The organism is Mesorhizobium loti (assembly GCF_013170705.1).
GTDB classification, from domain to species: Bacteria; Pseudomonadota; Alphaproteobacteria; order Rhizobiales; family Rhizobiaceae; genus Mesorhizobium; species Mesorhizobium loti_D.
Genome location: NZ_CP033334.1, coordinates 542,529 through 567,824 on the forward strand (window position 1 = coordinate 542,529; position 25,296 = coordinate 567,824).

Sequence of the window (25,296 nt, forward strand, 5' to 3'; positions counted from 1 at the left end):
AATACCCAGCCACCTTTCCCTGACAGAAAGGTCAGGACACAACTCTCTCGAACCCATCCCTCAGAGGAAATATCCATGACTGTTCGTTTCGCCCTCCTCGGCGCCGGCCGCATCGGCAAGGTCCATGCCCGCGCCGTCGGCTCCAACCCCGATGCAAAACTGGTGGCGGTGGCCGATGCTTTCGACAAGGCGGCTAAGGAGCTGGCGAGCGCCTATGGCGCCGAGGTGCGCACCATCGACGCCATCGAGACATCCAAAGACATCGACGCCGTCGTCATCTGCACGCCGACCGACACCCATGCCGATCTGATCGAGCGTTTCGCCAAGGCCGGCAAGGCGATCTTCTGCGAGAAGCCGATCGACCTTAACGTCAAGCGGGTGGAGAAGTGCCTGGCCGTGGTCGAGAAGGCCAAGGCGACGCTGATGGTGGGTTTCAACAGGCGCTTCGACCCGCATTTCGCCGCCGTGCGCAAGGCCATCGACGACGGCGCCATCGGCACGGTCGAGATGGTCACCATCACGTCGCGCGATCCCGGCCCGCCGCCAGTCGACTACATCAAGCGCTCGGGCGGCATTTTCCGCGACATGACCATTCATGATTTCGACATGGCGCGCTTCCTGCTCGGCGAAGAACCTGTCGCCGTGAGCGCGCACGCCTCGGTGCTCGTCGACAAGAAAATCGGCGAAGCCGGCGATTTTGATAGCGTCAGCGTCATCCTGGAGACGGCTTCGGGCAAGCAGGCAATCATTTCGAACTCGCGCCGCGCCACCTATGGCTACGACCAGCGCATCGAGGTGCATGGTTCGAAAGGCATGATCGCGGCCGAGAACCAGCGGCCGGTGTCGATCGAGCTGGCCAACGAGAAGGGTTATACGCGCCCGCCTTTGCACGACTTCTTCATGACCCGCTATCTCGACGCCTATGCCAATGAGATTGCCGCCTTCATCACGGCCGCGACAAAGGGCAAGAAGGCGACGCCAAGTGGCGCCGACGGCCTCGTGGCGCTGAAGCTGGCCGATGCGGCGCTGAAATCGGCGACATCAGGCAAGACCGTCCGTCTCGACAAGTAAGAATTCCAAGACACAGGAGCAGAGCGATGAGCGTATCCGCCGATCGTAATTCACAGACACGCGCCATCGTCACCGGCGGCGCGCAAGGCATCGGCTTCGCCGTCGCCGAGGCACTCGCCGACGAGGGCTGCCGGGCGCTGGCGCTTATCGGCCGCTCGCAGGAGAAGGGCGACAAGGCCGTCGCCACCCTCAAGAAGTCGGGCGTCGACGCCATCTTCATCAGCGCCGACGTTTCCAAGGTGGCCGACTGCAAGCGCGCGGTGGCAACCGCGCTCTCGCATTTCGGCACCATCAACGCGCTGGTCAATGCCGCCGCGACGTCGGCGCGCGGCTCGCTGGTCGAGACATCGGAAGAGCTTTTCGATCAGATCTTCGACACCAATGTGCGCGGCCCGTTCTTCCTGATGCAGGGCGTGGTGGCGCATCTCCTGGAGAAGAAGGCTTCCGGCTCGATCGTCAATGTTCTGTCGATGTCGGCACATACCGGCCAGTCCTTCCTGACGCCCTATTCGACCAGCAAGGGCGCGCTGATGACGCTGACCAAGAACGTCGCCAACGCCTATCGCTTCAACCGCATCCGCTGCAACGCGGTGCTGCCGGGCTGGATGGATACCGAGGGCGAGGACCTCGTGCAGAAGAAATGGCATGACGCCCCGGACGACTGGCTGGCGAAAGCCGAAGCCGCACAGCCGATGGGCCAGCTGGTCAAGCCGGACCAACTCGCCCGGCTGATCAGCTACATGGTCAGCCCGCAATCGGGGGTCATGACCGGATCGCTGGTCGACTACGACCAGAGCGTTGCGGGGTCGTCACCGGAGTAGGTTCAACCAGTAGCCTCGCGCCTGTTGCTGCAGCATCGCCATTCCCATATAGTCAAGATAGTCAGACTAGTCATGGAGATTGAGATGCTGCCTGTGGCCAAAGATACGAGCTGGACGGTCGCTGGGGCAAAGGCTCGGCTCTCGGAGGTTATCGAGCGCGCGCAGTCTTCTCCGCAGACGATCACCAAAAACGGCAAACCAAGCGTGGTTGTCGTCTCGGCCGAGGAATGGCAGCGAAAGACCGCGCGCAAGGGTACGCTTGCGCAGTTCCTGCTGGAGTCACCGCTGCGCGGCGCCGATCTCGACCTCGAGCGCCAGCGTGACGAACCGCGTGACCTGCCGCTGTGAGGCTGCTGCTCGATACGAATGTCCTGTCCGAGGTGACAAGGCCGGGGCCAGACGCGCGCGTTCTGGACTGGCTGGACGGGCTTGATGAGGATCGCTCATTCATCAGTGTCGTGTCGATCGCCGAGATCCGGCGTGGCGTCGCCCTCATGGACGAGGGCCGGAAACGCAAGGCACTGGCCGAATGGCTCGCCCGAGACCTGCCGCAGCGTTTCGAGCAAAGGATTTTGCCTGTGGACGAGCCGGTTGCCCTGGCCTGGGGCGACCTTATAGGCCTTGCGAAGCGTCGCGGTCGCGGCCTGTCGTCAATGGACGGGCTGATCGCAGCCACGGCGATTGCGCAGCGGCTAACCTTGGTAACGCGCAATACCAGGGATTTCGAAGGCTTTGGGATAGAACTCCTCGATCCCTGGACGGCATGAAGTTTGGCGGGAACGTCCATCACTTCGTCATCCACGGGCGGAGCAAGGAGCGCAGCGACGCGGCGCGGACCCTGGACTCCATGCCGGGGCTCGAAAGCGTTGCCGCGGTGCAGAATTCTGCTTCGCTGCACCCTTCGACCGAGGTCGCGGAATGGATCCCAGGGTCTCCGCGACGGAGCTTGGCTCCTGCTTCGCCCAGGGATGACAAAATCGCGAGGGTTCGGCCTCCCCGGAATTGACTGCCATCAAAGACGTGACAAGCGCCTCGGCTTCGATTATATGAGCGGCATGATCCACCTGTCCGCCACCTATTGGTACTTTAGCAGCTCGCTGGCGGCGGGAGGATTGCGCTCGATCTGAAGATTGCAGCAACAACATCCGAACAGCCGCCAGACCTGGCGGCTTTTTTGTTTCAGCCGGCAGGTCTCCTAAACCAGGAGCAGAAAGCCGTGTTGACCACCACAGACGACCTTCGGGTCAAGGAAATCCGAGAACTGAGCACGCCGGACCAGGTGATGCGGGAAATCCCGCGCACGCTGACGGCGACGCGCACCGTCAGCGCGTCACGCAATGCCATCCACGCCATTCTGAACGGGTCCGACGACCGGTTGCTTGTCGTCGTCGGGCCCTGTTCGATCCACGATCCGGTCGCGGCCGTTGATTATGCCAGCCGTCTGGCGGCGCTGCGCGAAACCCTGTCCGACCGGCTCGAGATCGTCATGCGGGTCTACTTCGAGAAGCCGCGCACCACGGTCGGCTGGAAAGGGTTGATCAACGATCCCGACCTTGACGGCAGCTTCAACATCGACAAGGGGCTGCGGATGGCGCGCAATGTGCTGTCGGCCGTCAACAATCTCGGCCTGCCGGCGGCGACCGAATTCCTCGACATGACCACCCCGCAATACATTGCCGACCTCGTCGCCTGGGGCGCGATCGGCGCGCGCACGACCGAGAGCCAGATCCACCGTGAACTGGCATCGGGCCTGTCCTGCCCGGTCGGCTTCAAGAACGGCACCGACGGCAATCTCAGGATCGCCGGCGAGGCGGTGAAATCCGCTGCCCAGCCGCACCATTTCATGGCGGTGACCAAGGGCGGACGCAGCGGCATCGCGACCACCACCGGCAATGAGGACTGCCATGTCATCCTGCGCGGCGGCGTCCAGCCCAATTATGACGCGGCGAGCGTCGAGGCGGCCTCGGTCGAACTCGCCCGCATCGGCGTCGCGCCAAGGCTGATGATCGATGTCAGCCACGCCAACTCGAGCAAGAAGCCGGAGAACCAGCCAAAGGTGGCGGCCGACGTGGCAGGCCAGGTCGCGGCGGGCGACGAGCGCATCATCGGCTTGATGATCGAGAGCAATCTCGTCGCCGGACGACAGGACGTCGTGCCTGGCAAGCCGCTGGTCTACGGCCAGAGCATCACCGATGGCTGTATCGACTGGGCGACCACCGAGACCGTATTGCACGGCCTTGCCGGTGCCGTCGAATGGCGCCGGTCGGCGCGCCGCGCCATGCTGGAGAGCCGGCAGGGAGCCGCCTGATCTGGCCGGAGACAAGGCAGGGCGGCGGTTCCCGTTTCAGCCGGGGATCATGCCGCCCTCAGCCCCTCCCATGCCGTAAACACCGCAACCGCAAAGAGCAGCAGCCCGGCCGCCCGGCCCGCAAGAGTGGTCGCCCGCGGATTGGCGATCAGAAGGTTGCGGCTGCGGCCAGCCGTGATCGCGAGCCCACCATAGATCGCGGCCTGGGTCAGGACCGTCATCAGGCCCATGATTGTCGCTTGCATCCAGATCGGGCCGTAATCCGGTCTCAGAAACTGCGGATAGACGGCAAGCACGAACAAGTATGCCTTCGGATTGATCAGGCAGGTCACCAGTCCCTGCCGAAACGCCTTCCATGCCGAGCGGCTGCCGGCAGGCCCGTCCTGACCGACGGTGATGGAGCAGCGCATCAACGAGATGCCGATGAAGGCCATGTAGGCGGCGCCGGCGATCAGCAGCGGCTTGAACAGGATCGGCACGAAATGCATCAGAAGCCCGACGCCGATGGCGCCGTTCAGCGTGTGCACCATGCCGCCGACCATGATGCCGCCGGTCGCGGCCAAGCCCCTGTCGCGGCCGCCGGTCAGCGCATTGGCCAGCACGAACAGCATATCCATGCCCGGAACGATGATGATGCCGAGCAGGAGGATAAAGAAAAGCCAGAGATTTTCCGCGTAGCCCATGTCAGTTGCCTGCCGCCCCGATCCGCCATGTCGCTGCGGAACCTGTTGATTTTCAAGTCGATAGGCAGTCCTATAGGTCTACCCAACTGACAATGGTGTGTCAGTTGGGATCGAAGCCGGGTGAGGAAAATGCGCAAGGCGTCACGCCTGTTCGAGATCATCCAGATCCTGCGTCTGGCGCGGCAGCCGGTGACGGCGGCCATGATTGCCGAGCGGCTGGAAATGACGATCCGTTCGATCTATCGCGACATCGCCGCGCTGCAGGCGATGCGCGTGCCGATCGAGGGCGGGCGCGGCATCGGCTATATACTGCGCCCCGGCTTCGACCTGCCGCCGCTGATGTTTTCGATCGAGGAGATGGAGGCGATCGTGCTGTCGTTGGCGCTGCTGGAGCGCACGGGGGACGATGAGCTCAAACAGGCCGCCAAGCGGGTCAGCGCCAAGATCGCCGGCGCGGTGCCACCGCCCTTGCGCCAGACGCTCGACGCCAATGCGCTGCATGCGTGGGGGTTCGCCGCACCTTCGGCCGGCGCGATCGACCTGGCGCTGGTGCGCCGCGCCATCCGCGACGAGGAAAAGCTGGACCTCTCCTACCGCGACGAAATGGGCCGCGCCTCCGAGCGGCTCATCCGTCCGATCGCGCTTATCTATTACGCCGAGACCGCCAACATCGTCGCCTGGTGCGAGCTGCGCCAGGCGATCCGCAATTTCCGCAGCGACCGGATCGAGGATTGCCAGCCGACCGGGCTGCGCTTCAAGGGCGAAGGCGACCGCTTGCGGCAGATCTGGGTCGACGGCTGGGAAACCCCGGCGGTCGGCGGCTGAGGCGCGCTTGTATTATCGCACGTCCACCCAGCGTTTTTCCTGGAACGAGCGCGCCATGGCGTGCACGGTGCGTTCGATCTCCAGACCTTCGGCGAATTCGATGAGCCGCGCCGGTTTGCCGGCGAGCCGCGTCAGCAATTCGTGACACTCGATGATCTTGAGGTCGTTGAAGCCGAGATTGTGGCCGGGCGCCGGCAGGAAGGCGTCGTAGGGTCTGTGATGCGGCGCCATCAGGATGGTGCGGTAGCCCTGTTCGGTCGGACGATCCGCGGTGACATAGAGCTGGATCTCGTTCATCCGCTCCTGGTCGAACAGGATCGACCCTTTCGAACCGAAAATCTGGATGGCGATGCGGCCCTTGCGGCCCCAGGCCGAGCGGTTGACCTGAAGCGTGCCGGCGATGCCGTTTTCCAGATGCATCAGCACACTGGCGATATCATAGGTCTCCACCGCGCGGCGTCCGCCGGCCGCGAGCTTCCGGTCGGCATAGGGCTTGGCCATGTCGCAGATGACGCTGGCGACGCGGCCGAACAGCGCCGAGACCAGCGACAGCGGATGCACGGCGAAATCGTCGAGCGCGCCATAGCCGGAAGACGCCTCGTGCTTCCAGAAGAACAGGGCCTCGGGATCGGCCATGAAATCCTCGTCCATCTCGATGCGCAGATGGTTGACCTCGCCGATGATCCTCTCCTCGAGCAGCGCGCCGATGTGGCGGATGGCCGGGCTCTGGATGTAATTGTAGCCAAGCGCCGCGATCTTGCCTGATATCTTCGCCGCGGTCGTCATCGCCTCTGCCTCGGCAAAACTTGGCGCCATCGGCTTTTCGCACCACAAATGCTTGCCGGCCTCCAGAACAGCGATGGCCATTTCCGGATGGAACTGGTTGGGCGTGGTCAGCGAGACAATGTCGACCTCCGGGTCGTTGACGACGGCGCGCCAGTCGCCGGAGGCCTTGGCGAAGCCGAATTCGCCGGCTTTGCGTCGGGCCAACTCATCATTGACCTCGCCGAGATGGACGAGCCTGGGCTTGGCGACATCCGGAAAGACGGCGCCGACGGCACTCCACGCGATGGCATGGCATTTGCCCATGAAGCCCGTGCCGATAAGACCGACGCCAACCATGTTCCGTTTCTCCGCTGCCTCAAGTACCGCGTGGATGAATTAATCCATTTTTTCTTGGAATGGAATGTCTGCCTCATTTTTTATGGCGTTCTTGCGCAGGCTCGCTATGATGGGGCAGAGAGGACGCTTCCAATGCATGCCGCCCAAAAGTGCGCAGCGGTTTTGGACAACGACATGCATGGAAGCAAACGGTCTGAAGCGCCCTGACGCGCCTTGGACAAGCTTGGACGGGCCGACGATGGACGAACGGGTACCTCGCGACTTCGAGACGCTGCGCGCCACGATCCTCGATCGTCGCGAAACCCTGCCGAAACGCATCGCGCAGATCGCCGCCTATGCGCTCGACAATCCCGACGATATCGCCTTCGGCACCGCCGCCAGCATCGCCGCCTCGGCCGGCGTGCAGCCCTCGACCCTGATCCGGTTCGCGCAGCAGCTTGGCTTCGACGGCTTCACCAGCCTGCAGCAGGTGTTCCGCGAGCGGCTGCGCGAGCGCAACTCGTCCTACGACGAACGGTTGCAGGCCTTGCGCGCCAAGGCCGAGGGCGGCGCCGGCCATCGCGCCATCTTCGATGGATTCGTCGCCGCCGCCAGCACCTCGCTCAACGACATTTCGCGTACGCTGGACGACGCGCATCTGGAAGACGCGATTTCGCTGCTGGCAAAAGCGCAGACCATCTACGTGCTGGCCAAGCGCCGCTCCTACCCGGTGGCGACCTATATCGCCTATGCGCTGGGCAAGCTGAAGATCCGCAACCAGCTGATCGAATCGGCCGCCGGCCTGAACGCCGAGATGGTCGGCTTCGCCACGCCGGCGGACGCCGTCATCGCCATCTCCTTCTCCCCCTATGCGCCGGCCACCATCGAGGAAGCACGCACCATCTCCGAACAGGGCGTGCCGATCGTCGCCATCACCGACAGCTCATTCTCGCCGCTTGCCCAGTTCGCCAGGGTCTGGTTCGAGGTTGCCGAGGCGGACTTCGCCGGCTTCCGTTCATTGTCGGCGACGATGGCGCTGGCCATGGCGCTGACCGTCGGCGTTGGGGAGAAACGGCGCGACGCAAGCCGCAAGCGCAAGGCCTGAGCCTGTCTTCGGCGGGCGCGGGCCAGGCTCAAAATCAGGCGCTGCCTCCTGCTTCCCACGCTCCCACCGCGGGATCATGATTCCGTACTTTTCGATGCGGGAATGGTCATTCCATATTGACTATGGATTGGAATTATTATTTCATATTCCCGGCACCACGCTGCCGCTCGCGCGTGTTACCCAAACAAATGTTGTTCCTGACAACAAGACCGACGGGAGGTTCCAATGAGCGAAGCCGTGGATTTGAAACAGGCGCCGCTCGACGTCATCACCATCGGTCGCGCTTCCGTCGACCTCTATGGCCAGCAGATCGGCTCGCGGCTGGAGGACATCACCTCTTTCGCCAAGTCGGTCGGCGGCTGTCCGGCCAACATCTCGGTCGGCACGGCCAGGCTCGGCCTGCGCTCGGCGCTGCTGACGCGCGTCGGCGACGAGCAGATGGGCCGCTTCATCCGCGAACAGCTCAAGCGCGAAGGCGTCAACACCGACGGCCTGAAGACGGACAAGGAGCGCCTGACGGCTCTGGTGCTGCTCTCGGTCGAGAGCGAAGGCGTCTCGCCGATGATCTTTTATCGCAGCGACTGCGCCGACATGGCGCTGGCGCCGGAGGATATCGACGAGGCGTTTGTCGCTTCGGCGCGTTCGATCGTCGTCACCGGCACGCATTTTTCCCGCCCCAACAGCGACGCCGCCCAGCGCAAGGCGATCCGCATCATGAAGGCCAGGGGCGGCAAGGTTGTCTTCGATATCGACTATCGGCCCAATTTGTGGGGCCTCGCCGGCCATGCCGAGGGCTTCGAGCGCTATGTCAAGTCGGACCGCGTCTCGGCCCAGCTGAAGACGGTGCTGCCCGATTGCGACCTCATCGTCGGCACCGAGGAGGAGATCATGATCGCCTCGGGCGCAGACGACTGCCTGAGCGCGCTGAAGACGATCCGCGCACTGTCCTCGGCCACCATCGTATTGAAGCGTGGCGCCATGGGCTGCATCGTCTATGACGGACCGATCAGCGACGATCTGGAAGACGGCATCGTCGGCAAGGGCTTCCCGATCGAGATCTACAATGTGCTGGGTGCAGGCGACGCTTTCATGTCCGGCTTCCTGCGCGGCTGGCTGGGTGGGGAAGACCATGCGACGGCGGCGACCTGGGCCAATGCCTGCGGCGCGTTTGCCGTGTCGCGGCTGCTGTGCGCGCCGGAATATCCGACCTTCGAGGAACTGCAGTTCTTCCTCAAGAACGGCAGCAAGCACCGGGCCTTGCGCAAGGACGAGGCGATCAACCACATCCATTGGGCAACGACCCGCCGGCGCGACATCCCCTCGCTGATGGCGCTCGCCTGCGACCATCGTGTGCAGCTCGAGGACGTGGCGGTCAAGGCCGGCGCCGATCCGGCGCGCATCCGCGATTTCAAGGTTCTGGCGGTCAAGGCGGCGGCCAAGGTCGCGGCCGGCCGCGACGGCTACGGCATGCTGATCGACGAGAAGCATGGCCGCGAGGCGATGTTTGAATTCGCCAGGCACCCCTTCGCCTGGCTTGGACGGCCTGTCGAACTGCCGGGTTCGCGGCCACTGCGCTTCGAATTCTCGCAGGACATCGGCTCGCAACTGGTGGAATGGCCGGTCGATCACTGCATCAAATGCCTGTGCTTTTATCATCCCGACGATCCGGCGGCGCTCAAGGAAGAACAGCAGCAGAAGCTGCGCGCGCTGTTCGAGGCGGCACGGAAAGTCGGCCGGGAACTGCTCATCGAGATCATCGCCGGCAAGCACGGCAAGCTCGACGACACCACCATTCCGCGCGCGCTGGAGGAGCTTTATGCGCTTGGCATCAAGCCCGACTGGTGGAAGCTGGAGCCGCAGGCATCGAGCGGCGCCTGGGCCAGGATCGAAACGGTGATCCTGAAGCATGATCCGTGGTGCCGCGGCATCGTCCTGCTTGGCCTGGAAGCCCCGCAGGACGAGCTGGTGGCGGCTTTCGCCGCCACCGCCAAGGCGCCCATCGTCAAGGGCTTTGCCGTCGGCCGCACCATCTTCGTCCACGCGGCCGAGGAGTGGCTGGCCGGCCGGATGTCGGATGACGAGGCTGTCGCCGACATGGCGTCGCGCTTCGAACAGCTGACCGAGGCGTGGCTTGCCGCGCGCGGACGCAAGGCGGCATAAGAAGGCGCGGCACAAGGACTGCGGAGGAAACACAATGAGCAAGACAATCCGCCTGACGATGGCGCAGGCGCTGACCCGCTTCCTGTCCCGCCAGATGACGGAGATCGACGGCAAAAAAGTGCCGATCTTCGGCGGCGTCTGGGCGATCTTCGGCCACGGGAATGTCGCCGGCATCGGCGAGGCGCTCTACCAGGTGCGCAACGAATTGCCGACCTTTCGCGCCCACAACGAACAGGCGATGGCGCATGCGGCGATCGCCTACGCCAAGGCCAATTTCCGCCGCCGCTTCATGGCCGCGACCTCGTCGATCGGCCCCGGCGCGCTCAACATGGTCACGGCCGCGGCGCTTGCCCATGTAAACCGGTTGCCCGTCCTGTTTTTGCCCGGCGACGTCTTTGCCAATCGCATCCCCGACCCGGTGCTGCAGCAGGCCGAGGATTTTTCCGATGGTACGGCAACGGTCAATGACTGTTTCCGCCCGGTGTCGCGCTATTTCGACCGCATCACCCGGCCTGAGCAGATCATCCCGGCACTCAGCCGTGCCATGCAGGTGCTGACCGATCCGGCCGATTGCGGACCGGTGACGCTGTCGCTTTGCCAGGATGTACAGGCCGAGGCCTATGAGTATCCCGAGAGCTTCTTTGCCGAGCGGGTCTGGCACCCGCGCCGGCCGCGCCCGGATCGCCACGAGCTTGCCGCCGCTGTCGCAGCACTCAAGGGCGCGAAGAAGCCGCTGGTGATCGCCGGCGGCGGCGTGCTGTATTCGCAGGCCTCGAAAGAACTGGCGACATTCGCCGAGGGCGCCGGCATTCCGGTCTGTGAGACGCAAGGCGGCAAGTCCTCGCTGCCGGACGATCATCCGCTCAACATGGCGGCGGTCGGCGTCACCGGCACTTCGGCGGCCAACCGGCTCGCGGAAGAGGCAGATGTGGTGATCGCCATCGGCACGCGCCTGCAGGATTTCACCACCGGCTCGTGGGCGCTGTTCAAGAATTCCGGCAAGACCATCATCGGGCTGAACGTCCAGCCTTTCGATGCCGGCAAGCACCGGGCGCTGCCGCTGGTCGCCGACGCGGCCGAGGGGCTTGCTGAACTCGGTGCCGCGCTGAAGGGGTGGAAGGCGCCTGCCGCCTGGACCGACAATGCTGCCACCGGCAAGAAGGAATGGCAGGCCGAAGCGGCCAAGGTGACGGCGTCGACCAATGCCGCTTTCCCGTCCGACGCACAGGTGATCGGCGCCGTGCAGCGGGCCATGGGCTCAGGCGTCACCTTGCTGCATGCCGCCGGCGGTCTGCCGGGCGAGTTGCACAAGCTTTGGCAGGCCGGCGCGCCGGGCTCCTACCACGCCGAATACGGCTTCTCGACCATGGGTTACGAGATTGCCGGCGGGCTCGGCACCAAGATGGCCAAGCCCGGCGAAGAGGTCGTCGTCATGATCGGCGACGGCTCCTACCTGATGCTGAATTCCGAGATCGCCACCTCGGTGATGCTTGGTTTGAAGCTGACCATCGTGCTGCTCGACAACCGTGGCTATGGCTGCATCAACCGGCTGCAGATGGCGACAGGCGGCGCCAACTTCAACAATCTCCTGAAGGACGCGCGCCACGAGATCCTGCCCGACATCGACTTCGCCGCGCATGCGGCGAGCATGGGCGCGATATCAGAGAAAGTACCCTCGATCGCCGGGCTCGAAAATGCGCTGCAGAAGGCCAAGAAGAACGACCGCACCACCGTTGTGGTCATCGACACCGATCCGCTGGTCTCCACCGATGCCGGCGGCCATTGGTGGGATGTGGCGGTGCCGGAAGTCTCGGCGCGGTCGCAGGTCAACGCGGCGCGCAAGGCCTATGACGAGAAGCGCCAGATGCAGAGCGTCGGCGATTGATGCTAACTCCCTTCTCCCTATACGGGGAGAAGGTGCCGGCAGGCGGACGAGGGGCGGCGCCAGCGGCCAAACAATGAACTGTTCCAATCTGGAGTGACGACTTGAAAGCCAAACTGGGCATGTCCCCCATCGCGTGGTGGAACGACGATCTTGCGGAACTGAGCGATGACGTGTCGCTGGAGGAGTGCCTGCGCCAGTCGCGTTCGGCCGGCTTCACCGGCATGGAAATGGGCCGGCGTTTTCCCAACGACCCCGCCGTCATGCTGCCGATCCTGAAGGCAGCCGACGTGACGCTGTGCGGCGGCTGGTTTTCCGGAACGCTGGTCGATGAGGAGATGGGCAAGAACAAGGACCGCATCCAGCCGATGATCGACCTGTTCAAGGCGGTCAATGCGCCTTGCATCGTCTATGGCGAAGTCGGCCGCTCGATCCAGGGCGACCGCTCGAAGCCGCTGGCCACCAAGCCGAAACTCACCGGTGACGAAATGAAGGTCTATGGCAGGCGCCTGACCGAGTTCGGCGAATGGTGCGCCGAGCAAGGCATGCCGCTTTCCTATCACCACCACATGGCGGCGGTGGTCGAGACCGAGCCGGAACTCGATGCCTTCATGCGCCATTCCGGCGAAGGCATCCCGCTGCTGCTCGATGCCGGACATCTGGCCTTTGCCGGCGGCGACGTGCTGCGCGCCATCGACAACCACCATAAGCGCATCAGCCATGTCCATGTGAAGGATGTGCGCATGGACGTGATCGACAAGCTCGACCGCACGAAACAATCCTTCCTCGACGCAGTGGCTCTCGGCGCCTTCACCGTGCCGGGCGACGGCTCGCTCGATTTCGGCGCCATCGTGCAGCGCTTCGCCGACCATGGCTATGAGGGCTGGTTCGTGGTCGAGGCCGAGCAGGACCCGAAAAAGAACCCGCCGCTCAAGATGGCGCAGGTCGGCCACAAGGAGTTGATGCGGGTGATGACGGCCGCCGGCTACACGGTGGAGACCCAGGGTTTTCCGAATGCCTGACGCGACGGGTTCACGACGAGGCAGGTTGCTGTAGATTGGCCCGATGAAAGATTCCGAACACCCGTTCTTCCGGCCCCTGTGGCGGCGTGTCGCCGTCGTCGCGGTCTGCGTCATCTGGTCGATCATCGAGTTCGCCACCGGCACGCCGTTCTGGGGCGTCATCGCGCTCGGCTTCGCCGGCTATGGCGTCTGGCAGTTTTTTTATCTGTACAAGCCGATCGAAGATAAGCCTCCGGTCGAGCCGACGGAGTAAGCGATCCATGGCGCAGAAGGCTTACGGTTCGAGCACTGCGCGCGTGACGGATCGGATGCGTTGGAGATTAGCCGAAACGCCTCTAGCTTCGTCATCCTGGGGCGAAGCAAGGAGCGTAGCGACGCGGCGCAGACCCCGGGATCCATGCCGCGACATCAAAACAGCCGCTGCGGTGCAGAATTCCGCTCCGTCGCGCTTTTGGGCCGGGGTAACGGCATGGATCCTAGAGCAATTCCAGGAAAAGTGTGAAACGGTTTTCCGTCCGGAGTTGCGTTAAAACAATGAGTTAGAGCAGTTCGCCGTTTCCGTGAAACGGTGAAATGCTCTAGGGTCTTCGCGACGGAGCTTCGCTCCTGCTGCGCCCTAGGATGACGAAGTTGAGAGGCTTCGGCCAATCTCGAAGATTTGCGATAGGAGAGACAAGAATGTCGAAGCTGCTCGTGAAGGCCGACAAGGGCCATGGCCGCGTCGCTCATGTAACGCCGAAAAGCGCTGGCTGGACCTATGTCGGTTTCGACCTGCACCGGCTGCGGCCCGGCGAAAACGCGTCGGGAAAAACTGAAGACCGTGAAGTCTGCCTGGTGTTCATCACCGGCAAGGGCAAGGCGAAAGCCGGCGGCAAGGATCTTGGCCTGCTCGGGGGACGCATGTCGCCCTTCGAAGGCAAGCCGTGGTCGGTCTATATTCCCGAGGGATCGGACTGGTCGGTAACGGCCGATACCGAGCTGGAACTCGCGGTGTGCTCGGCGCCCGGTCTTGGCGGCGGCCTGCCGGTTCGGGTGATCGGACCCGACGATCTCGGCCAGGAAGTGCGCGGCAAGGGCACCAACACGCGCTACGTCACCAACATCCTGCCGGAAGGCAAGCCGGCGGACTCGCTGCTGGTGGTCGAGGTCATCACGCCCGGCGGCCACACGTCGAGCTACCCGCCACACAAGCATGACCAGGACAATCTGCCTGATGAATCCTATCTCGAGGAAACCTACTATCACCGTCTCAACCCGCCGCAGGGTTTTGCCTTCCAGCGCGTCTACACCGACGCCGACAAGAACGGCCATCGCGCGCTGGACGAAGCCATGGCGATCGAGGATGGCGACGTCGTGCTGGTGCCCAAGGGTTATCATCCCTGCGCCGCCTGCCATGGCTACGATCTGTACTATCTCAACGTCATGGCCGGACCGAAGCGGACGTGGAAATTCCACAATGCCCCCGAGCACGAATGGTTGATGAAGGCCTGATCGTTCCGGTCGCGCCGGCTGAAGTTGTTGGTCCAGTTTGAAAAAATCGTCGGCTAAGGACCGCCTGGCTCGATTTGCCTTCGAAAACCCTTCAAAGCTTCGTCAATCCGTCATGGAAATCACCTATGGCAACGGATCTGACGAGGACTTCCCATGCGTTATGCCATCTATTTCACCCCCCGGCAGGACGAACCGCTGGCGCGGATCGCCGCCAATTGGCTGGGCCGCGACCCGTTCGGCGCGGCGACAAGGCCGGTCGAGGCCGTGGCCGATCTGGCGGCGGCGGAAGTTGCCTTCCACACAGCTTCGGCCCGCCGCTATGGCTTCCACGCGACGCTGAAAGCCCCCTTCCGCCTAGCCGCCAACGAGACGGAAACGTCGCTGCGCGCGGGGCTCAACCATTTTGCCGAGGCGACGCCTGTCGTGACGATACCGCGTCTCGTCGTCAGCCAGATCGACAGCTTCTTCGCGCTGGTGCCTGAGGGACCGTTGCCTTCGCTCAACCGTTTCGCCGACGAGGTCGTGCGCGACTTCGACCGCTTTCGCGCGCCACTGACAGAGGCCGAGATCGAGCGGCGCAGCCCCGATTCGCTGAAGCCGGCCGAGTTCCGCAATCTCTGCCAGTGGGGCTACCCCTATGTCTTCGAGACCTTTCGCTTCCATATGACGCTGTCGGGTCGGGTCGGGCCACAGGAAAGCCCCCGTCTTCGCCTGGCAATCGACAGCCTGTTCGCCGAAGTGCTGCAACAACCTGTGCTGGTGGACGCGCTGACGCTGTTTGTCGAAACCGAACCGGGGGCGCCTTTCATGGTGCTTTCCCAGCACGCGCTGGGACGCCGACCGGCCAGAAAAATCGCCTGAACAAGCCCTGCCCCAGATGATCAAGGACTGCCCGAAATGACCGCCGAGACCGTTCTTTCCAACGCCCGTATCGTGCTAGCCGACGAGATCGTCGAGGGGTCGCTGGTGCTGCGCGACGGCTTCATCGCCGGCATCGATGCCGGCGCTGCCCGCACCGGCGACGACATGGGCGGCGACTATGTCATTCCGGGACTGGTCGAACTGCACACCGACCATCTCGAGGGCCATTACGCACCTCGGCCGAAAGTACGCTGGAACCCGATCGCGGCGGTGCTCGCCCATGACGCGCAGGTGGCGACGGCCGGCATCACCACCGTGCTCGACGCCTTGCGCGTCGGCATGGACGAGGACGCCGATCTTACCTTGGCCGATATCCGCAAGCTCGCCGATGCAATCGAGGACAGCGTCGCGCGGGATCGTCTGCGCGCCGATCATTTCCTGCATCTGCGCTGCGAGGTTTCGGCGCCCGACTGCCTGCAGGCCTTCGCCAATTTCGATAAGGACGACCGGGTCAAGTTGGCGTCGCTGATGGACCATGCGCCCGGCCAGCGTCAGTTCGTCAATCTCGAAACCTATGCCTACTACTACCAGCGCAAGCTGAAGCTGACCGACCGCGACTTCAAATTGTTCTGCGAGAAGCGGATGGCGGAATCGGCGCGCTATTCGGCGCCGAACCGCGCGGTGATCGCCGCTGCCTGCCAGGAGCGCGGCATCGTGCTCGCCAGCCATGACGACGCCACGTCGAGCCATGTCGACGAGGCGATCGAGCAAGGTGTGCGCGTCGCCGAGTTCCCGACCACCGAGGAAGCGGCGCGCGCCTCGAAGGCCGCGGGCCTGGGCGTGCTGATGGGCGCGCCCAACGTCATGCGCGGCGCTTCGCATTCGGGCAATGTCTCGGCGCGCACGCTGGCCAGCGACGGCCTGCTCGACATCCTGTCATCCGACTATATTCCGTTCAGCCTGATCCAGTCGGCCTTCTTCCTCGGCGACATGGTCGAAGGCATTTCGCTGCCGCAGGCGGTCGCCATGGTTTCGAAGAACCCCGCGGAAGCCGTTGGCCTCACCGACCGCGGCGTCATCGAACAGGGCCGCCGCGCCGACCTGGTGCGCGTGCGTGTCGATGACCATGTTCCGGTCGTGCGCACCGTCTGGCGGCAGGGACGCCGGGTCGCATGATGGTGTCGGCCTTGATCGAACGTGAATTGTCCGCCGAGACGTTTCCGATCCGCCACGGCGTCTTTGTCGCCGTCGTGGGGCCAAGCGGCGCCGGCAAGGACACGGTGATCGGCTACGCCCGCACGCTCTTTGCCGACGAGAGCCGGCTGGAGTTCGTCCGCCGCGTCATCACCAGGCCGAGCGATGCCGCGAGCGAGGATCACGACACGCTGGCCGACGCGGCCTTTGTCGAGGCCGAGGCCGACGGCGCCTTTGCCATCTCGTGGGAAGCGCATGGCTTGCGCTATGGCCTGCCTGCCGATGTCGACTGGTCGGTCGCCAATGGTCATGTCGCGGTCGCCAATGTGTCGCGCGCGATCATCCCCACCTTGCGCGAGCGCTATGCCAATCTGGCCATTGTCGAGATCACCGCCTCGCCTGATGTGCTGGCCGAGCGGCTGGCGATGCGCGGCCGCGAGTCGCGTGGCGAAGTGCTGGCGCGGCTGGCGCGCAGCGCCAACGTCACCCTGTCCGGCCCCGGCGTCACCTCGATCGACAACAGTGGCCAACGCGAGGTTGCCGGCGAACGTTTCGCCGAGCTGCTGCGCAAGGCGATGGCCTTCTCCGACATGTCGGGTATGATCTGATCCAACCGCGCATCCCGCAGCCGCGGTGTGCGGCCTCGATTGTCCTGAAGCGCCGCCCATTGGCGTTCACTTGCTTTCCCGCGGCTCCCGGAGCGCTATGTGGTGCGGACCATATATGTGATTCCGGGCCTCCCTTCCCGGGATTCCGCCCGGAAGCTTCGGGCCGGACGAGACAGGACAGGAAGCCTTGATGCAGACGCTGACACCCATGCTCTCGACGGTCACGGCGGCATTTCTCGCCTCCTTCGTCGAGGTCGTCGAAGCCTTTACCATCGTGCTTGCGGTCGGCGTGACGCGCGGCTGGCGCCCGGCATTGACCGGTGCCGCCCTGGCGCTGGCGGTGCTGGCGGCCCTGGTGCTGGCGTTCGGACCCCTGCTGGCGCTGGTGCCGATCACCACACTGCAGTTCGTCGTCGGCGTCCTGCTCATCCTGTTCGGTATGCGCTGGCTAAGAAAGGCCATCCTGCGCAGCGTCGGCGTCATCGCCCTGCATGACGAGGCGGCGGCCTTCTCCAAGGAGACGGCCGCTCTGCACCAGCAGGCCAACGACCGCCGTGCCGACTACCTCGCCGGACTGGCCTCGTTCAAGGCGGTGCTGCTGGAGGGCGTCGAGGTGGTGTTCATCGTCATTGCCGTCGGCGCGGCGCACGGGCAGACGCTGTATGCCAGCCTGGGCGCGCTGGCGGCATTCATCCTTGTCATGCTAATCGGTCTGGCGGTCCACAAGCCGCTGGCGCGTGTGCCGGAGAATGCGTTGAAATTCGTGGTCGGGCTGATGCTGACCAGCTTCGGTATCTTCTGGACCGGCGAGGGCATCGGCGCCGACTGGCCGGGCGCCGATCTCGCCCTGCTCGCCATCTTCGCCATCGTCGCGCTGGCGTCCTTTGCCATGGTGCGCTGGCTGCGCAGCACCTATCCCGCGGCCGCTGGAGGGCTCGCCCGATGAATGCCATTCGTCTTGTCGCCAGTGAATTCTTCGGCATGTTCGTCGATGACGGCAATCTGGCGCTGCTGGCGCTGGTGCTGGTGGCCGCCGTCGTGGCGGCGGTGAAGCTGCTGGCATTGCCGCCGCTCATCGGCGGCGCGCTGCTGCTGGTCGGCTGCCTTGCCATTCTGTTGCAAAGCGTTCGCCGCGCGGCACGCCAGACCGGCCGATAGCGGCGAGGGCCATGCGGCTCGATGCCTTGCAGGCATCAGCCGCGCTCATGATTCAGATGATCGGTAGCCGTGCCCAAGAGACGCGCCGAGAGAGGCGCGTTTCCGCGAGCACTACGGTTATCAAGGCGATAGAAAGAGCTGCCTGAACACTCATGGACAGGCGGATAATATTATAATAGCATACCATTATAGCTCGCAGAGGAAACGCTACGTCCCCGGTTTGCAAGGGATGTCGGCGAGCGAGATCGATCTGTTTCAAATCCTCGGGCGGCGAGTGCGCCCCGCCCGAACGATATCGACGCAAGGCGCCAGAAAAATGCATGGGAGGAAAACATGCGGACTTTCCTGAGAGGGGCTGGTGCCTTGCTGGCCGGCATCGTGCTGGCGATTGCGGCGCTGTTGCCATCGATCGCTTCGGCGCAGTCGGTCGAGGATATTATCGCGCGCGGCAAACTGGTCGTCGCCATCGACACCACGACGCCGCCCTACGGCTTTCTCGACGCCAATCTGAAGCCAACCGGCTTCGACGTCGAGGTCGCCAACAAGATGGGCGAGGCGCTCGGCGTGCCGGTCGAATTCGTCACCGTCACCTCACCCGGCCGCATACCGGCCTTGCTGACCAAGCAGGTCGACGCGGTGATCTCGATCTTCTCGATCACCCCGGCGCGCGCCATCCAGATCGACTATTCGATCCCCTATGCCGGCCAGTCGGCGGTGGTGATCGCCCCGAAAAGCACCAGCATCAAGGGTGTCGCCGACCTGGTCGGCAAGAAGGTCGGCCTGACGCGCGGCACCGGCGAGGACGGGTTGCTGACCAAGGCCGCCGAAGCCAATCCCGGCATCGAGATCCTGCGATTCGACGACTATTCCTCGCTGCTGCAAGCGATGGTGTCGGGCCAGATCGATGCCATGGGCGGTGGCGACTATGGCGAGATCTATCTGAAGAAGGCGCAGAATGGTGACGCCTTCGAGCAGAAATACGTGCTGAAGACCTTCTACTTCGGCATCGGCGTCGCCAAGGGCAACGACAATCTGCGGCAGTGGATCAACACCTGGCTGTTCACCATGAAGACCGACGGCACGCTGGATGCGCTGTCGATGAAGTACCGCAACCAACCACTGCCGGTACTGCCGGTTTTCTGATTTACACATCCGCAGTCGGGCGGGGCCAAGCCAGCCCCGCTTCCTCGACCTCGTGACGGGATGCCATGCAAACCGCCCTGCAATTCGGCCCGATCCTCATCCATCTCGACTTGTTGCTGCGCGGCCTGGAAAAAACCATCCAGCTGGCGGCACTGTCGATCCTGTTCGGCACCGCCATCGGCGTGCTCGGTGCCGTCGGCCGCAGCTTCGGGCCGCGTTTGGTGTCGTGGGTCATCGCCGCCTATGTCGAACTGATCCGCAACACACCGCTTCTGATCCAGCTCTATTTCGTCTTCTTCTCGCTGCCGCTGTTCGGCTTCAAGCTGTCGAGCAACACGGCCGCCGTCGTCGCGCTGTCGATCCATCTCGGCGCCTACGCCACCGAGATACTGCGCGCCGGCATCGAAGCCATCCCGGAAGGGCAGATCGAGGCGGCCAAGTCGCTCGGCCTCAGCCGCTACCGCATCATCCGCCATGTCGTGCTGGTGCCGGCGGCGCGAGCGGTCTACCCGTCGCTTTCGGCGCAGTTCATCCTGCAGATCATGGGGACGTCGATCGTCGGCGCGATCGCGGCGGAGGAACTGACGGCGGTCGCCAACAACCTTGTCATGCAGACCTTCAGGAGCTTCGAGGTCTACATCATCATCGCCATCATCTATTTCGTGCTGGTGCAGGTCGCCAGCCTGCTCTTCGCCGGCATCGGCAAGCTCGTGTTCCGCTGGAAGGTCTGAACCATGAGCCTGCGCGATTTCGGCCCCAACGAACTGATGTTCCTGCTCTTGGCGACACGCTGGACAATCCTTCTGGCGCTGATCGCCTTTGCCGGCGGCGGCCTGATCGGTCTCGTGGTCGCCGCGATCCGGGTGGCGCCGGCGCGGCCGCTGCGCTGGCTGGCCGCCGGCTACATCCAGTTCTTCATGGGCACGCCGATCCTGATCCAGCTGTTCATGGCCTATTACGGGTCATCCTTCCTCGGCTACAGGCCAGATCCGTGGGCGGCTGCCGCGGTGACGTTCTCGCTCAACGGCGGCGCCTTCTTCGGCGAGATCTTCCGCGGCGCCATCGAGGCTATACCCAAGGGACAATGGGAGGCCGCGACGGCACTCGGCTTCCGTTTTGTCAGGACGCTGCGGCTGGTGGTCATTCCCCAGGCAATACGGCTGATGCTGCCGCCGACGGTCGGCTTCATGGTGCAGATCGTCAAGACCACGTCGATCGCCTCGCTGATCGGGCTGACCGAGCTCGCCCGCGCCGCTACGCAGGTCAACACCGTGACTTTCCAGCCGGTATTGGTGTTCGGCACGGTATCGATCATCTACTTCGCGCTGTGCTGGCCACTATCGCTGTACGCCAGCTATCTCGAGCGTCGTTTCGCTACCGGAATGACACGGAAGGCCGAGACACCGCTGGTGATGTCGGCGGCTTGAACGTGGACGTCAGCCCTTGAAGGCCGGCAGTGTCAGGCCCTTGACGCCGACGTCGAGCGCGAACAATCCGCCCGGGTTCTTCTGGCCGATGAAGTGGCTGTCGGGACGCTTCAGCACGGCCGAGGTGACATAGAGGATGTCGAGGTCCTTGCCGCCGAACTCGCAGCAGGTCGGCAGGTCGGTCGGCAGCAGCACCGTCTGCATCAGCCGACCGTCGGGGTCGTAGCGGCAGATCTTGCTGGTCACCGGAATGGTCACCCAGTAGCAGCCGTCGGCGTCGACCGTGGCGCCGTCGGCGACGCCGCCGGTCACCGTCATGTCTATGAAGGTGCGGCGGTTCTCGATATCGCCGGTGGCGGGATCGAAATCATAGGCCCATACCGCGCCGGCATGGCTGTCGGAGAAATACATGGTCTTCGAATCCGGGCTCCAGGCAAGCCCGTTGGAGCAGCCGATGCCATCGATCATCTTGTGCACGGAGAGGTCTGGATCGAGCCGGTAGAGTGCACCGATGAATTCGATCGGCTGGCCCGGCACCTCGAACATCGAGCCCGACCAGAAGCGGCCCTGGCGGTCCGGCTTGCCGTCATTGAAGCGGGTCTTCGGCATATGGGATTCCGGATCGACGATCGCCTCGAACCTGCCGGTCACAGGGTCGAAGAAATGAAAACCGTCGGTCATGGTCAGCACGAGGCCGCCCTTTTCGCGCAGGCCGAGGCAGCCGAGATATTCCGGTGTCTCGAAGGTCTCGTCCTTGCCGGTCGACGGATCGTAGCGATGGATCAGCTTCTTCCAGATGTCGATCCACCACAGCACGCCGGCCTGGGGGTCCCAGAGCGTCCCTTCGCCGAGCTCGGCCCTGGCGTCGACGACACACGAAATTTCGACCATGGTCAGCCCTCTTTTCTGCGCAGCCTGCCGCCAAGCCCGGCGAAGGTTTCGCTGCCGATCGACACGGTAAGCAGGATCACCGCGCCGTAGACGATAAGCAGCGCGCCGCTCGACAGGTTCAGCGCTGGCAGCAGCCCGGTGAGGATGGTGAGCACCATGGCGCCGGCGACAGTGCCGAGATAGTGGCCGCTGCCCCCGAGGATCGAGGCGCCGCCGATGGCGACCGCGGCTATGGAGGTGAACAGATAGGCGTCACCCATGCCGAGATAGGCCTGGCCGGAATAACCGGTCAAAAGCATGCCGGCGAAGGCGGCGGTGAGGCCTGATATGACATAGGTGAGGATGGTGGTGCGCGCCGTCGGCACGCCGGAGAATTCCGCGACCGTGGCGCTGGTGCCCAAGGCATAGAGATGACGGCCGAACGCCGCCTTGGAGAGCAGCAGCGTTGCAACCAGCGTCAATGCCAGCCAGATCAATGCAATGACCGGAAAGCCGCCGATGCGGCCGACCGAGAGGAACTGGATCAGGGATGGTGCCGAGGGCGTCGGCGAGCCGCCGGTCAACACCAGGATCAGGCCTTGCAGGATGACGTTGGTGGCCAGCGTCATGATGATCGGCGGCACGCCGAACTGGGCGACGCCGAGGCCGTTTATCAAGCCGATGAACGCGCCGCCGCCAAGCAACAGTGGCATCACCCAGACCAGCGGCAGGTCCTGGCCGCCGCATAGCAGCGCCATGATGATGGCGGCCGAATTGAGCACCCAGGGTACCGACAGGTCGATGCCGCCACCGATGATGACGAAAGTCTGGCCGAGCGCGACGATGCCGACGAAGGCGGCAAGCACGACAGTCGAGCGCATGTTGGAGATCGACAGGAAGCCCGGCGAAAACAGCGCCGTGACCAGGAGCAGCACGACCATGCCGGCATAGGCGAGCACGATGAGGCGGTTACGGGCAAGGAAGGCGCTCATTGGACGCGGCTCCTCGCGGCTTTTTCGGCGACGGAACTGGCGAGCACCGAGAGCAGCAGGATGACGCCCGACGCGACCGGCTGCCAGTAGCTCGACACATGCAGGACGAAGACCAGATTGCCGATCAGGGTCAGCACGAAGGCGCCGATCAGCGTACCGGCAAGATGGCCACGACCGCCAAACAGGCTGACGCCGCCGATGACGGCCGCCGCCACCGAGGGCAGGATATAGTCCTTGCCGATGGTCGGCGAGCCGGCGCCGGTCTGCGTCACCAGGAACAGCGCAGCGCCGGCCGCGAACAGGCCCGACAGCCCATAGGTGACGAGGTTGACCCTTGTGATCGAGACGCCGGACAGGAAGGCCGATTTCTCGTTGGAGCCGGTCGCCTGGATGGCGATGCCGACGCGCGTGGCGCGAAACCACCACCAGAAGGCGAGCAGCGCCAGCAGCATCCAGACTGGACTGGTCAGGCCGATGAGCTGTGCGGACGCGAAGCCGACCCACCAGCCGGGGACGCTGCCGCCATCTGTCGGCAGGATGATCATAGCGACGCCGTTGAGGATCGACCAGGTGGCAAGCGTCACCAGGAAGGGCTGCAGCCTGAGCAGCGAGATCAGCAGGCCGTTGAGCGCGCCGATGACGAAGCCGAGCGCCAGGATGATCAGTGCCCAAAGTGCCGTGGTCGACGGATCGTCGGTGAAGCGCGTTGCCGCGATCACCGTGCCGAGGCTGATCATACCGCCGATCGACAGATCGATGCCACCACGCACCAGCACGATGGTCTGGCCGGTGGCCGCGAGCATCAGCGTCATTGCCGCCGCCGTGTCGAGGTTGAGCTCATCGAGCGAAAAGACATCGGACTGCAGGCTGCCGTAGATACCGATGATCAAGGCCAGCATCAGGCAGGCGACAAGGAAGGGCGCGCGGTCGAGCAACCGGCCGCGCCAGTCGATGCCGGGCTTGGCAGGTTTGATTTCGGCTGGCCTTTGCGCCATCTCCATGGGCTGCTCCGCGGACATCACCATGCCTCAGGCCGCCCTGGTTTCAAGCATGGCGGCGCGCAAAATCTGCTCCTCAGAAATCTGGTCCCCCTCCAGCGTCGCGGCGATGCGGCCGTTGCGCATGACCAGCACGCGGTCGGCGACATGGACGAGCTCCGGCATGTCGCTGGAATGGAACAGGATCGCGTAGCCCTTGGCCGCGAGGTCGCGCATCAGCTGGAAGATCTCGCCCTTGGTGCCGACATCGACGCCGCGCGTCGGATCGTAGAGCAACAGCACGCGCGCCTGCGTGAGCAGCATCTTGCCGAAGATCACCTTCTGCTGGTTGCCGCCGGACAAGGTGCCGGCTAGCTGCTCCGGCGTGCCGGCCTTGATGCGCAGGAAATCGACCATTTCCTTGACCAGAGCGGCTTCCTTTTGCCGGCTGAGCAATCCGTTCTCGGTAAAGCGCCTGATCACGGACAGCGTCAAATTTTCGCGCACGCTCTTGGTCAGGAGCAGGCCCTGCCCGCGCCGATCCTCCGGCACCAGCGCGATGCCGTCCTTGCCGGTCAGCGCCTGACGTGGACTGCCGATCGAGGCGGGCTTGCCCCAAAGCTCCACCGCGCCGCTCGCTCTTGTGGCTCCGAACAGTGCCTGGAACAGCTCGCGCTGGCCGTGGCCCTGCAAGCCACCGACACCGAGAACTTCGCCCTCACGCAATGCGAAATCGACTCCGGAAAGCCGCCCGCCACTGGAGAAATTCCCGACCTTCAGCGCAATACGATCGGTGGCGGTGGCAATGCGCTCGGGATAGAGCCGGTCGAGATGCCGGCCGATCATCTGGGTGACGATCTCGTTGTCGGAAACGGCATTGGCTTCATGCGCGGCCACTGTGCTGCCATTGCGGAAGATGGTCAGCCGGTCGGCGATGGCGCGCACCTCGGCCATGCGATGCGAGATGAAGATGACCAGCCGGCCTTCGGCGGCCAGTTGCCGGGTGAGCTTCAGCAGCCATTCGGCTTCACGCGCCGGCAAAGCCGAGGTCGCCTCGTCGAGGATCAGGATGCGCGGCGCCTTGGCCAGGCCCTTGGCGATCTCGACGATCTGCCGTTCGGCCAGCGTCAGCCGCCGCAGTTCCTGGTCGGGGCGGAGTGCCGGGAAATTGTATTTTTCCAGCAGCGCCAACGTCTTGCGGCGCATCTCCGCGCGGTTGACCGTGCGCAGCAGCGTCCTTGGCTCGTGGCGGAACCAGATGTTCTGCTCGACGCTGAGATCGGGGATCAGCGACAATTCCTGGAAGACGGCGGCAATGCCAAGTGCCTGCGCGGCATCCGGATCGGCGGGACGATAGTCCTGGCCATCGACCAGGATCGAGCCGCCATCGTGCCGTACGGCGCCCGACAGGATCTGGATGAAGGTGCTTTTGCCCGCGCCGTTCTCGCCGAGCAGCGCGTGCACCTCGCCGGCGCGGGCGCTGAATGTCGCCTCGCTCAGCGCGACGATGCCGCCATAGCGTTTGGACAGGCCGTTGACGGTGACGAGGTCCATGAATGCGCCTTCGAAAAGCTCTCCCGACATCTTGCGATGCCGG

26 protein-coding genes are annotated in these 25,296 nt (G+C 64.1%); 20 read left to right on the forward strand and 6 right to left on the reverse strand.

Going from position 1 to position 25,296, the window contains the following annotated elements; translation table 11 throughout:
* Positions 1-75: 75 nt before the first annotated feature.
* From iolG to EB815_RS02490, 5 genes are all read left to right on the forward strand, one after another.
* On the forward strand, positions 76-1,071 hold the full coding sequence (gene iolG / locus EB815_RS02470) for an inositol 2-dehydrogenase (RefSeq protein ID WP_056568843.1): 996 nt from the start codon (positions 76-78) through the stop codon (positions 1,069-1,071).
* A gap of 26 nt (positions 1,072-1,097) precedes the next feature.
* Entirely contained in the window at positions 1,098-1,892 is a 795-nt protein-coding gene (locus EB815_RS02475; protein WP_056568841.1) for an SDR family oxidoreductase, read from the forward strand.
* An 84-nt stretch (positions 1,893-1,976) separates the two neighbouring features.
* A complete protein-coding gene (locus EB815_RS02480; protein WP_056570294.1) occupies positions 1,977-2,240 on the forward strand; it encodes a type II toxin-antitoxin system Phd/YefM family antitoxin in 264 nt (87 codons plus the stop codon).
* Positions 2,237-2,659 (forward strand): type II toxin-antitoxin system VapC family toxin, encoded by a 423-nt coding sequence (locus EB815_RS02485; RefSeq protein WP_065005419.1) that lies wholly within the window; start codon positions 2,237-2,239, stop codon positions 2,657-2,659. Before EB815_RS02480 ends, EB815_RS02485 begins: the two co-directional genes overlap by 4 nt.
* Positions 2,660-3,108: 449 nt before the next feature.
* Positions 3,109-4,200, forward strand: a complete 1,092-nt coding sequence (locus EB815_RS02490; RefSeq protein WP_056570292.1) for a 3-deoxy-7-phosphoheptulonate synthase — start codon at positions 3,109-3,111, stop codon at positions 4,198-4,200.
* A gap of 47 nt (positions 4,201-4,247) precedes the next feature.
* Here EB815_RS02490 and EB815_RS02495 read toward each other — a convergent pair whose 3' ends face one another.
* Positions 4,248-4,883 carry a LysE family translocator gene (locus tag EB815_RS02495; RefSeq protein WP_065005420.1) on the reverse strand — a complete coding sequence of 212 codons (636 nt, stop codon included), beginning with the start codon at positions 4,881-4,883 and terminating at the stop codon, positions 4,248-4,250.
* Between the two features lie 129 nt (positions 4,884-5,012).
* Here EB815_RS02495 and EB815_RS02500 point away from each other — a divergent pair, with 129 nt between their 5' ends.
* Positions 5,013-5,708 carry a helix-turn-helix transcriptional regulator gene (locus EB815_RS02500; protein ID WP_056568830.1) on the forward strand — a complete coding sequence of 232 codons (696 nt, stop codon included), beginning with the start codon at positions 5,013-5,015 and terminating at the stop codon, positions 5,706-5,708.
* Positions 5,709-5,720: 12 nt separating this feature from the next.
* On the opposite strand, the gene EB815_RS02505 is transcribed toward EB815_RS02500, so the two are convergent.
* Positions 5,721-6,830, reverse strand: coding sequence for a Gfo/Idh/MocA family protein (locus tag EB815_RS02505; protein ID WP_056568828.1), 1,110 nt, complete (start codon positions 6,828-6,830; stop codon positions 5,721-5,723).
* 238 nt (positions 6,831-7,068) lie between these two features.
* Between EB815_RS02505 and EB815_RS02510 the strand changes: the two genes are divergently transcribed.
* From EB815_RS02510 to EB815_RS02575, 14 genes are all read left to right on the forward strand, one after another.
* On the forward strand, positions 7,069-7,914 hold the full coding sequence (locus tag EB815_RS02510) for a MurR/RpiR family transcriptional regulator (RefSeq protein WP_056568825.1): 846 nt from the start codon (positions 7,069-7,071) through the stop codon (positions 7,912-7,914).
* A gap of 225 nt (positions 7,915-8,139) precedes the next feature.
* Positions 8,140-10,074, forward strand: a complete 1,935-nt coding sequence (locus EB815_RS02515; protein ID WP_056568822.1) for a bifunctional 5-dehydro-2-deoxygluconokinase/5-dehydro-2-deoxyphosphogluconate aldolase — start codon at positions 8,140-8,142, stop codon at positions 10,072-10,074.
* A 34-nt stretch (positions 10,075-10,108) separates the two neighbouring features.
* Positions 10,109-11,959, forward strand: a complete 1,851-nt coding sequence (gene iolD, locus EB815_RS02520) for a 3D-(3,5/4)-trihydroxycyclohexane-1,2-dione acylhydrolase (decyclizing) (protein WP_056568820.1) — start codon at positions 10,109-10,111, stop codon at positions 11,957-11,959.
* Positions 11,960-12,060: 101 nt separating this feature from the next.
* Positions 12,061-12,978: a myo-inosose-2 dehydratase gene (gene iolE, locus EB815_RS02525; protein ID WP_056568816.1), complete on the forward strand. Its 918-nt coding sequence runs from the start codon at positions 12,061-12,063 to the stop codon at positions 12,976-12,978.
* 43 nt (positions 12,979-13,021) lie between these two features.
* The gene (locus EB815_RS02530; protein ID WP_056568812.1) at positions 13,022-13,231 is read left to right on the forward strand and encodes a hypothetical protein; all 210 of its coding nucleotides are present in this window, start codon (positions 13,022-13,024) and stop codon (positions 13,229-13,231) included.
* A 425-nt stretch (positions 13,232-13,656) separates the two neighbouring features.
* On the forward strand, positions 13,657-14,469 hold the full coding sequence (gene iolB / locus EB815_RS02535; RefSeq protein ID WP_056568809.1) for a 5-deoxy-glucuronate isomerase: 813 nt from the start codon (positions 13,657-13,659) through the stop codon (positions 14,467-14,469).
* 153 nt (positions 14,470-14,622) lie between these two features.
* A complete protein-coding gene (locus tag EB815_RS02540) occupies positions 14,623-15,330 on the forward strand; it encodes a DUF1045 domain-containing protein (RefSeq protein WP_056568806.1) in 708 nt (235 codons plus the stop codon).
* Between the two features lie 36 nt (positions 15,331-15,366).
* The gene (locus EB815_RS02545) at positions 15,367-16,506 is read left to right on the forward strand and encodes an alpha-D-ribose 1-methylphosphonate 5-triphosphate diphosphatase (protein WP_056568804.1); all 1,140 of its coding nucleotides are present in this window, start codon (positions 15,367-15,369) and stop codon (positions 16,504-16,506) included.
* The gene (gene phnN / locus EB815_RS02550) at positions 16,503-17,132 is read left to right on the forward strand and encodes a phosphonate metabolism protein/1,5-bisphosphokinase (PRPP-forming) PhnN (protein WP_056568801.1); all 630 of its coding nucleotides are present in this window, start codon (positions 16,503-16,505) and stop codon (positions 17,130-17,132) included. The genes EB815_RS02545 and phnN overlap by 4 nt, the downstream gene beginning before the upstream one ends.
* Before the next feature lie 190 nt (positions 17,133-17,322).
* A complete protein-coding gene (locus EB815_RS02555; RefSeq protein WP_056568798.1) occupies positions 17,323-18,078 on the forward strand; it encodes a COG4280 domain-containing protein in 756 nt (251 codons plus the stop codon).
* Positions 18,075-18,290, forward strand: coding sequence for a hypothetical protein (locus EB815_RS02560; RefSeq protein WP_056568795.1), 216 nt, complete (start codon positions 18,075-18,077; stop codon positions 18,288-18,290). The genes EB815_RS02555 and EB815_RS02560 overlap by 4 nt, the downstream gene beginning before the upstream one ends.
* Positions 18,291-18,623: 333 nt before the next feature.
* The gene (locus tag EB815_RS02565) at positions 18,624-19,433 is read left to right on the forward strand and encodes a transporter substrate-binding domain-containing protein (RefSeq protein WP_056568793.1); all 810 of its coding nucleotides are present in this window, start codon (positions 18,624-18,626) and stop codon (positions 19,431-19,433) included.
* 65 nt (positions 19,434-19,498) lie between these two features.
* Positions 19,499-20,164, forward strand: coding sequence for an amino acid ABC transporter permease (locus EB815_RS02570; RefSeq protein WP_056568790.1), 666 nt, complete (start codon positions 19,499-19,501; stop codon positions 20,162-20,164).
* 3 nt (positions 20,165-20,167) lie between these two features.
* Positions 20,168-20,860: an amino acid ABC transporter permease gene (locus EB815_RS02575; RefSeq protein ID WP_056568786.1), complete on the forward strand. Its 693-nt coding sequence runs from the start codon at positions 20,168-20,170 to the stop codon at positions 20,858-20,860.
* Positions 20,861-20,869: 9 nt separating this feature from the next.
* Here EB815_RS02575 and EB815_RS02580 read toward each other — a convergent pair whose 3' ends face one another.
* Genes EB815_RS02580 through EB815_RS02595 form a run of 4 tightly spaced genes read right to left on the reverse strand, consistent with a single transcriptional unit; the run spans position 20,870 to position 25,253 of the window.
* Positions 20,870-21,751, reverse strand: a complete 882-nt coding sequence (locus EB815_RS02580) for an SMP-30/gluconolactonase/LRE family protein (protein WP_056568783.1) — start codon at positions 21,749-21,751, stop codon at positions 20,870-20,872.
* A gap of 2 nt (positions 21,752-21,753) precedes the next feature.
* Complete coding sequence (locus tag EB815_RS02585; protein WP_056568778.1) at positions 21,754-22,722, reverse strand: ABC transporter permease; 969 nt, start codon at positions 22,720-22,722, stop codon at positions 21,754-21,756.
* Complete coding sequence (locus EB815_RS02590) at positions 22,719-23,747, reverse strand: ABC transporter permease (protein ID WP_056568775.1); 1,029 nt, start codon at positions 23,745-23,747, stop codon at positions 22,719-22,721. Before EB815_RS02590 ends, EB815_RS02585 begins: the two co-directional genes overlap by 4 nt.
* A 3-nt stretch (positions 23,748-23,750) precedes the next feature.
* A complete protein-coding gene (locus tag EB815_RS02595; protein ID WP_065005534.1) occupies positions 23,751-25,253 on the reverse strand; it encodes a sugar ABC transporter ATP-binding protein in 1,503 nt (500 codons plus the stop codon).
* Between the last annotated feature and the right edge of the window lie 43 nt (positions 25,254-25,296).

Excerpts from the sequence above, each read along its gene's own strand:
- iolG (WP_056568843.1), top strand. The coding sequence starts at position 76 with ATGACTGTTCGTTTCGCCCTCCTCGGCGCCGGCCGCATCGGCAAGGTC.
- EB815_RS02475 (WP_056568841.1), top strand. The coding sequence starts at position 1,098 with ATGAGCGTATCCGCCGATCGTAATTCACAGACACGCGCCATCGTCACC.
- EB815_RS02480 (WP_056570294.1), top strand. The coding sequence starts at position 1,977 with ATGCTGCCTGTGGCCAAAGATACGAGCTGGACGGTCGCTGGGGCAAAG.
- EB815_RS02495 (WP_065005420.1), bottom strand. The coding sequence starts at position 4,883 with ATGGGCTACGCGGAAAATCTCTGGCTTTTCTTTATCCTCCTGCTCGGC.
- EB815_RS02500 (WP_056568830.1), top strand. The coding sequence starts at position 5,013 with ATGCGCAAGGCGTCACGCCTGTTCGAGATCATCCAGATCCTGCGTCTG.
- EB815_RS02505 (WP_056568828.1), bottom strand. The coding sequence starts at position 6,830 with ATGGTTGGCGTCGGTCTTATCGGCACGGGCTTCATGGGCAAATGCCAT.
- EB815_RS02510 (WP_056568825.1), top strand. The coding sequence starts at position 7,069 with ATGGACGAACGGGTACCTCGCGACTTCGAGACGCTGCGCGCCACGATC.
- EB815_RS02515 (WP_056568822.1), top strand. The coding sequence starts at position 8,140 with ATGAGCGAAGCCGTGGATTTGAAACAGGCGCCGCTCGACGTCATCACC.
- iolD (WP_056568820.1), top strand. The coding sequence starts at position 10,109 with ATGAGCAAGACAATCCGCCTGACGATGGCGCAGGCGCTGACCCGCTTC.
- EB815_RS02530 (WP_056568812.1), top strand. The coding sequence starts at position 13,022 with ATGAAAGATTCCGAACACCCGTTCTTCCGGCCCCTGTGGCGGCGTGTC.
- iolB (WP_056568809.1), top strand. The coding sequence starts at position 13,657 with ATGTCGAAGCTGCTCGTGAAGGCCGACAAGGGCCATGGCCGCGTCGCT.
- EB815_RS02540 (WP_056568806.1), top strand. The coding sequence starts at position 14,623 with ATGCGTTATGCCATCTATTTCACCCCCCGGCAGGACGAACCGCTGGCG.
- EB815_RS02545 (WP_056568804.1), top strand. The coding sequence starts at position 15,367 with ATGACCGCCGAGACCGTTCTTTCCAACGCCCGTATCGTGCTAGCCGAC.
- phnN (WP_056568801.1), top strand. The coding sequence starts at position 16,503 with ATGATGGTGTCGGCCTTGATCGAACGTGAATTGTCCGCCGAGACGTTT.
- EB815_RS02555 (WP_056568798.1), top strand. The coding sequence starts at position 17,323 with ATGCAGACGCTGACACCCATGCTCTCGACGGTCACGGCGGCATTTCTC.
- EB815_RS02560 (WP_056568795.1), top strand. The coding sequence starts at position 18,075 with ATGAATGCCATTCGTCTTGTCGCCAGTGAATTCTTCGGCATGTTCGTC.
- EB815_RS02565 (WP_056568793.1), top strand. The coding sequence starts at position 18,624 with ATGCGGACTTTCCTGAGAGGGGCTGGTGCCTTGCTGGCCGGCATCGTG.
- EB815_RS02570 (WP_056568790.1), top strand. The coding sequence starts at position 19,499 with ATGCAAACCGCCCTGCAATTCGGCCCGATCCTCATCCATCTCGACTTG.
- EB815_RS02575 (WP_056568786.1), top strand. The coding sequence starts at position 20,168 with ATGAGCCTGCGCGATTTCGGCCCCAACGAACTGATGTTCCTGCTCTTG.
- EB815_RS02580 (WP_056568783.1), bottom strand. The coding sequence starts at position 21,751 with ATGGTCGAAATTTCGTGTGTCGTCGACGCCAGGGCCGAGCTCGGCGAA.
- EB815_RS02585 (WP_056568778.1), bottom strand. The coding sequence starts at position 22,722 with ATGAGCGCCTTCCTTGCCCGTAACCGCCTCATCGTGCTCGCCTATGCC.
- EB815_RS02590 (WP_056568775.1), bottom strand. The coding sequence starts at position 23,747 with ATGGTGATGTCCGCGGAGCAGCCCATGGAGATGGCGCAAAGGCCAGCC.
- EB815_RS02595 (WP_065005534.1), bottom strand. The coding sequence starts at position 25,253 with ATGGACCTCGTCACCGTCAACGGCCTGTCCAAACGCTATGGCGGCATC.